The organism is Ralstonia sp. TCR112 (assembly GCF_007997035.1).
Classification (GTDB): Bacteria; Pseudomonadota; Gammaproteobacteria; order Burkholderiales; family Burkholderiaceae; genus Ralstonia; species Ralstonia edaphi.
In genome coordinates this window covers 1-1,123 of sequence record NZ_VOSS01000267.1, presented here as the reverse complement: position 1 = coordinate 1,123, position 1,123 = coordinate 1, and the positions used below count along the sequence as shown (strand labels likewise).

The 1,123-nt window shown below is 63.5% G+C and carries 1 pseudogene; it reads right to left on the bottom strand.

Annotated features, from left to right (window positions below):
• Positions 1 to 1,123 (bottom strand): annotated as a pseudogene (locus tag FUT88_RS25840) (vitamin B12 dependent-methionine synthase activation domain-containing protein); the annotation flags it as partial.

Sequence of the window (1,123 nt, the reverse complement as noted above, 5' to 3'; positions counted from 1 at the left end):
GTTCGGACGCATCACGCCGTCGATGATCGGGCGCTCGCTCTGCTGGCGGATGTTGCGCCAGGTAAGCGCGACTTCCGAGCGCGATTCGTCGGTGTAGATCTCGATGTCGTCGTCGTTGACGGTATTGGCCGGCAGCAGCGCGATCACGCCGTTGGCCGTGAGCCAGCGCCCGGCGATCAGGCGCGCGAGCATGCTCTTGCCGTCGGAGAACACCTTACGGGCCGATTCGCCGACGATCTCGTCGTTGAGGATGTCGGGGAATTTTCCGGCCAGGTCCCACGTCTGGAAGAACGGGCCCCAGTCGATGTACTGCGCCAGTTCGTTCAAGTCGTAGTTGCGGAACACGCGGCGGCCGATGAACTTCGGCTTGGGCGGCGTGTAGTTGCTCCAGTCGATCTTCGTCTTGTTGGCGCGCGCGGCGGCCAGCGACACCATCGGCGTGGCCTTCTTGTTGGCGTGCTGCGTGCGATGCGATCGTAGTCGGCGTGCAGTTCTTCGACGTAGCGTGCGGCGCCTTCGTCGGACAGCAGGCTCGATGCCACGCTCACCGAGCGGGAAGCGTCCGGCACGTAGACCACCGGCCCTTCGTAATTCGGGGCGATCTTCACGGCGGTATGCACGCGGCTCGTCGTCGCGCCACCGATCAGCAGCGGGATCTTCTTCACGCGGAAGTATTCGTCGCGCTGCATTTCCGACGCCACGTAGGCCATCTCTTCGAGCGACGGCGTAATCAGGCCCGACAGGCCGATGATGTCCGCGCCTTCCACCTTCGCCTTGGCCAGGATGTCGTTGCACGGGACCATCACGCCCATGTTCACGACTTCGAAGTTGTTGCACTGGAGCACGACGGTGACGATGTTCTTGCCGATGTCGTGCACATCGCCCTTGACCGTGGCGATGACGATCTTGCCGCGCGAGCGCACGTCGCCGCCTGCCGCTGCAATCTGGCGCTTTTCTTCTTCGATTGAACGGAATCGAGGTGCTGCCACCGCCTGCTTCATCACTGCGGGCGGATTTCACCACCTGCGGCAGGAACATCTTGCCGGCGCCGAAGAGGTCGCCCACGATGTTCATGCCGTCCATCAGCGGGCCTTCGATGACCTGGATCGGACGCGCGCGCAAG